7 protein-coding genes are annotated in these 4,946 nt (G+C 63.0%); 3 read left to right on the top strand and 4 right to left on the bottom strand.

Annotated elements, in window-relative coordinates; genetic code table 11:
- From VEK15_04895 to VEK15_04885, 3 genes are all read right to left on the bottom strand, one after another.
- The coding region (locus VEK15_04895) for a PQQ-dependent sugar dehydrogenase (GenBank protein HXV60008.1) at positions 1-678 on the bottom strand (678 nt) is incomplete at its 3' end.
- A gap of 101 nt (positions 679-779) precedes the next feature.
- On the bottom strand, positions 780-1,409 hold the full coding sequence (locus VEK15_04890) for an alpha/beta hydrolase (GenBank protein HXV60007.1): 630 nt from the start codon (positions 1,407-1,409) through the stop codon (positions 780-782).
- Positions 1,410-1,411: 2 nt separating this feature from the next.
- A complete protein-coding gene (locus tag VEK15_04885; GenBank protein HXV60006.1) occupies positions 1,412-2,134 on the bottom strand; it encodes a hypothetical protein in 723 nt (240 codons plus the stop codon).
- An 88-nt stretch (positions 2,135-2,222) separates the two neighbouring features.
- Here VEK15_04885 and VEK15_04880 point away from each other — a divergent pair, with 88 nt between their 5' ends.
- Entirely contained in the window at positions 2,223-2,897 is a 675-nt protein-coding gene (locus VEK15_04880) for a DUF2807 domain-containing protein (protein ID HXV60005.1), read from the top strand.
- Positions 2,898-2,922: 25 nt separating this feature from the next.
- Complete coding sequence (locus VEK15_04875; GenBank protein HXV60004.1) at positions 2,923-3,585, top strand: endonuclease V; 663 nt, start codon at positions 2,923-2,925, stop codon at positions 3,583-3,585.
- 2 nt (positions 3,586-3,587) lie between these two features.
- Here VEK15_04875 and VEK15_04870 read toward each other — a convergent pair whose 3' ends face one another.
- Positions 3,588-4,286, bottom strand: a complete 699-nt coding sequence (locus tag VEK15_04870; protein HXV60003.1) for a hypothetical protein — start codon at positions 4,284-4,286, stop codon at positions 3,588-3,590.
- An 88-nt stretch (positions 4,287-4,374) separates the two neighbouring features.
- On the opposite strand from VEK15_04870, the gene VEK15_04865 reads away from it, so the two are divergent.
- Positions 4,375-4,946 (top strand): protein kinase (locus tag VEK15_04865; GenBank protein HXV60002.1); only part of this gene is annotated, 572 nt, incomplete at its 3' end.

Genomic DNA, 4,946 nt, shown 5'->3' with positions numbered 1-4,946 from the left:
TCCGATGAACAGGTCTCCCGTCAGCCGGTCGAAGCTGAATCGCCACGGATTGCGGAGCCCGTATGCCCAAATCTCCTCGCGAGCCCCGGGAACGCCCACGAAGGGGTTGTCGGACGGAATCGCGTAGGGTAGCCCCGAGTCGACGTCAATGCGCAGGATCTTCCCGAGCAAGGTGTCGGGCCGTTGGCCGAAGTTCAGCGGATCGCCCCCCGCTCCTCCGTCACCAATGCTTATGTAGAGGTAGCCGTCCGGCCCGAATTGCAGCTGACCGCCGTTGTGATTGCTGTAGGGCTGATCGGCAGTGAGAATGACGACCTGGGAATCGAGATCGGCGACGTTCGGATTGGTTTGGGACACGGTGTACCGCGCGACGACGGAGTCGCCAGCCGTGTCCGTATAGCTGACGAAGAAGAAGCCGTTATTCGAAAAATCGGGATGGAACGCGACGCTGAAGAGCCCCTGCTCCCCGCAGCATGAAACAAGCGGCCCCACTGCCAAGAAAGGCAACGGCAGAACTTGGAATCCATCGTAGATGACGACGTGCCCTCCCTGGAGCGTGATAAACAGGCGGCTCGAGCCGTCTCCCGCATGCGTGGCGGCGACAGGGAGCTGAAGTCCCGAGACGATGGGTTGCAGTTCGATGGCGGGCTGCGCCAGGGTGAGCGCAGATCCTGCCATCAGCCAGCAAGCGACGAACCATGTCCTGCAAGTCATTGCGAGAGCCCACGCTACTTCTCCCGAGGCGGCTTTCCCGTGATCTCCGTCACGCACGCGAGCGCTTAGCGCTCCCCGAGAAACCCCAGGAGCTCGTTGTGGAACTCCTCGGGCCGATCCAGATAGCAGGGGTGACTGGCATCCTTGAAGATCACACGCCGGCTGCCCTCGATCGCGACGACCAGGGCATCGGATTTCTCGAGTGGAACGATGCGGTCCTTGTCTCCCCAGAGTACGAGTGTCCGGACTTTCACCTTCTCGAGTCGGTCGAGATATCGATCGATTCCCGCGGGCGCGATGGGAACGAAACCGGCCACTCGTTCGGGTGAGGTCACGACCAGTGGAAAGCTGAACTGCCCGCTCATCGAGGGGGACACGATCGCCGCATTGGCGATGCCGAGCTCGTCCATGAGCCGCGCGAGGAACTCTTCGGTCGCGATGGGCGATCGCTCCGAGCTTCCATAACCGGGCAGGTCGATCGCGACGACGTGATGCCCTGCTTCCGTCAGGCGCTCGATGGTTCCAAGCTTTCGCCAGGTTTCCGAGCTGAATCGAGCCCCATGGAGGAGCAAGACGGTCGGCGCTGCCGACGGGTCGCCGGACTCGAGGTAGTGGACTTTCTTGTCGGACAACAAGACGGACTTCTCTTGAATGGGCGGTGCTGCGGAAATGGCGACGAGCAGGATTGCGATCATCTTCAATCTCCAGGGGCGCAGGATATCCATTCGCCTCTCGGCGTGCGCCTCTCGGCCCAGATGTACCAGTATTCGCCGTCGTACGTCCAGAATCCCGCTTCTCTCAGCAGTCCGCCGTCCGAGGCCTGTTCTCGACAGGCACGCGACTGATAGCACCCGTCTCGCTCCCCCGGAGCTCGGATTGTCTGGCGCAAACCCCGGCGGTTGGAGGCGAAATTCGGCCCGCATTTCTCGATGAGAACCGCACGGGCGTCCCGCTCGCGGTCGAGAGGCCTTGCCTCGTCGTCAGTGGGAGACGTTCCGCAGCACACGTACTCTCGCCAGAGCTCGATCTCCTGCTGCATCCGGCCAGCGGTCGGTTCGAAATCCTCGTATCCCTTTTCCTGCAAGAGGCGGCTCACGGCCAGGAGACTGGTCGCGAGAGGTTCCACGTGCGGCCGCGGGTCACAGGCGAGGCACATCGAGGTCTCCCCTTCACGGCTCTCGGCGATCAGTCCCTCCAGCATTGTGTAAGCATCCGAGAGAAGCGCCTCCATCCTGCGACAACTGTTGAGGTTCGATGCTCCGCCGCAGTCGGCGAGCGCCATTGCAAGCTGAAAAGCCTCCTCCAGGCTCCGCTTCACCGAGGCTACCGCCTCGCTCAGCGGCGGAGCGCAGGGTGGGCAGTCTTGCGATGCCGACGCCGTGCCGCTGGAAAGCACGAGGACGAGACCGAGACACCTCATTTCGTTTGACCCGCGCACAGCATAACCCGTTGGCCGCTCTCGGTTCTAACTTCGAACCGGGCGAGAAACCGAGCTAGAATCGGATTTCATGACGCGCCCGTTCACAAACGCGCTCGTTGTCGCCGCCGCCGTTTATCTCGCGAGTGCTTGCGACGACAGCCCCACGAGCGGTAGTGACCAGATCGTCGGCTCGGGCAATCTGGTCACCGAGTCCCGTGACGTTTCCGGCTTCGTGGGTGTCGTCCTCAGCGGGGTCGGGCGACTGACGATGGAGCACGGCGAGACGGAGTCGCTCACGATCACGGCGGAGGACAACATCATGCCGCTTCTCGTGTCCGAGGTGAGCGACGATATTCTTTCTCTCGGGCCGCGACCCGGCACCGCATTGTCGCCCACGCGCGATATCGTCTATCGTCTGACGTTTCGGGAAATGAGATCTGTCGTGGCATCGGGCGTGACCCGTATCGAGGCCATGGGCATCGATACGGATCTCCTCTCGGTCGTTGCCAGCGGTGTCTCGACCGTGAGCGCCTCGGGAACCGCCGATCTCCAATCCGTCGTCATGTCGGGAACGACCAACTACTTGGCTGCTGAGCTCGAAACCCGGGTCGCGATCCTCGACATCTCGGGCCTGGCGCGCGTCGTCATCAATGCCAGCGAGCGCCTCGAAGGCGCGGTGAGCGGTTCCGCGATCGTGGAGTACATCGGCTCTCCTCAGATCAGTGTGAACGTTTCCGGAACCGCGACTCTCGTCCCCCGCTGACGCAGCCAGTCCTGTTTTCCCCGAAATGAAAATACCGAGGGTGCCTCATCCCTGGACCGTCTCGCCCAAAGCGGCGGTCGAGATCCAGCTCGAGCTCGGATCACGTGTGCGACGAGTCGCTCCAGAGTCTCACCCGAGGTTCGTCGTTGGGGTCGACGGCGCCTTCACCGATGACCGTGCGATTGGTGCCGCAGTCTGTTTCGACACCAAGACGCGCCGCGTCGTCGAGGAGAGCATCGCCTCGCGCACGCTCGTCTTTCCTTACGTGCCCGGGCTTCTCTCGTTTCGAGAAGCGCCGGTGATCCTCCGCGCGCTCCGCAAGCTGCGCTTGCCCGTGAACGCGATCCTCTGCGATGGACACGGCCTCGCTCATCCACGGCGTTTCGGGCTCGCCTGTCACGTCGGGGTCTTGTGGGATGGACCCACGATCGGCTGTGCGAAGAACCTCCTGTTAGGGACTCACCGGCCCGTTGGTTTTCGACGAGGCTGCTCGACTCCCCTTCGTGACAAGGGGGAGATCGTGGGCTCGGTTCTCCGCACGCGCGATGGAGTCCGACCCGTCTTCGTGAGCATTGGCCACAAGGTGGATCGGAAGACCGCCGAGAAAGTCGTTCTCGCCTGCACAGTCGGTTACCGGCTTCCCGAGCCGATAAGAAGAGCCCACCAAATCGTCTCGGCTGCCGTGTAACGTCACCCAGCCCACAGGCCAGAAAGGACCCACCAACCGACGCCGAGGGTAGCGAGGGCGATGGTCAACTCGACGCCCTGATGGACGCCCGTCAACCAGCGCGCCGAGGCCCTCAGTGGGATGGCAATCACCACGGACAGCAAGGTCATTCCCAAGATGGAGCCGAGACCAAAGATTCCGATGTAAGCGAGGCCGCGCCAGAAAGAGCCGATCTGATGCAGCGCGACCAACAACAGCGCCGCCGAGCCGGCCAGCCCGTGCACGCCTCCAATCGCCAGCGCCCGAAGCGGGAACCCTTCGGGATGTTCGTGCTCGTGCCGTTGGGGATCGTGCCGTTCTTCGGGCGAGTGTCCATGCGCGTGCAAATGTACCGTGCCATCGTCATGGCGGTGGGCGTGAACATGGATGCGGCGACGGACGAGGCGCCACAGGAGGTCACCACCAAGCACCAGGAGCATGACTCCTGCCGCGAGCTCGAGGCGTCGCGCCCATTGCTCCGAAACGGCGGTTTCGAAGAGCAAACAGAGCCCTCCCACGGCAGAGAGCATCAGCATGTGCCCCAGACCCCACGCGGAGCCGCGGACCGCGTTTGCCCGCCAGCTCTCGCTTCGCGTCGACAGGGCGGCCACCGCGGCGACGTGGTCCGCGTCCAGCGCGTGCCGCATCCCCATCATGAAGCCGAGCACGAGAATCGATACCACGGAGAGATTCTACTCCGGATAGTCGAGCAGTGATTGAACCTCGCTCGCCTTCCGCCTAGAATCCCGCGAAGGAAACCGGCATGAGCTCATGATTGGCCGGACGCTCTCTCATTACCGCATCCTGGAGAAGCTCGGCTCGGGCGGCATGGGGGACGTCTACCTCGCCGAGGACATCGAGCTCGACCGCAAGATTGCTCTCAAAGTCCTCCCGCCCGAGCTCGCCGAGAGCGAGGAGCGACGCGCCCGGTTCCAGCGCGAGGCGAAAGCTCTCGCCGCTCTCAACCATCCCAACATCGTCACGGTCTTCTCGGTCGAGAAAGCCGACTCCGTGCACTTCATCACGATGGAGTTGGTGAAAGGAAAGACGCTCACCAAGCTGATCCCCAAGAGAGGCCTCGCGCTCGATAAGTTTTTCGAGATCGCGATCCCGCTGGCCGAAGCCGTGAGCGCCGCCCACGGGCAAGGCATCATCCATCGCGATCTGAAGCCCGACAACGTGATAATGACGGAAGAGGGCCGGTTGAAGGTGCTCGACTTCGGTCTGGCCAGACCGACCAGAGGTTTCGTCGAGGCGGGAAAGCCGAGCGAGCTTCCCACCCAGGCGAGAACCGAAGCGGGCGCGATCGTGGGAACCGTTCACTACAAGTCCCCTGAGCAGGC

This window comes from Vicinamibacteria bacterium (genome assembly GCA_035620555.1).
Classification (GTDB): domain Bacteria; phylum Acidobacteriota; class Vicinamibacteria; order Marinacidobacterales; family SMYC01; genus DASPGQ01.
Note: the sequence above shows the minus strand (reverse complement) of the source record. Positions and strands in the feature narration are given on the sequence as shown.

What these genes read in the sequence shown, in the direction of transcription:
- VEK15_04880 (HXV60005.1), top strand. Translation starts at nt 2,223, where the DNA reads ATGACGCGCCCGTTCACAAACGCGCTCGTTGTCGCCGCCGCCGTTTAT.
- VEK15_04890 (HXV60007.1), bottom strand. Translation starts at nt 1,409, where the DNA reads ATGATCGCAATCCTGCTCGTCGCCATTTCCGCAGCACCGCCCATTCAA.
- VEK15_04885 (HXV60006.1), bottom strand. Translation starts at nt 2,134, where the DNA reads ATGAGGTGTCTCGGTCTCGTCCTCGTGCTTTCCAGCGGCACGGCGTCG.
- VEK15_04875 (HXV60004.1), top strand. Translation starts at nt 2,923, where the DNA reads ATGAAAATACCGAGGGTGCCTCATCCCTGGACCGTCTCGCCCAAAGCG.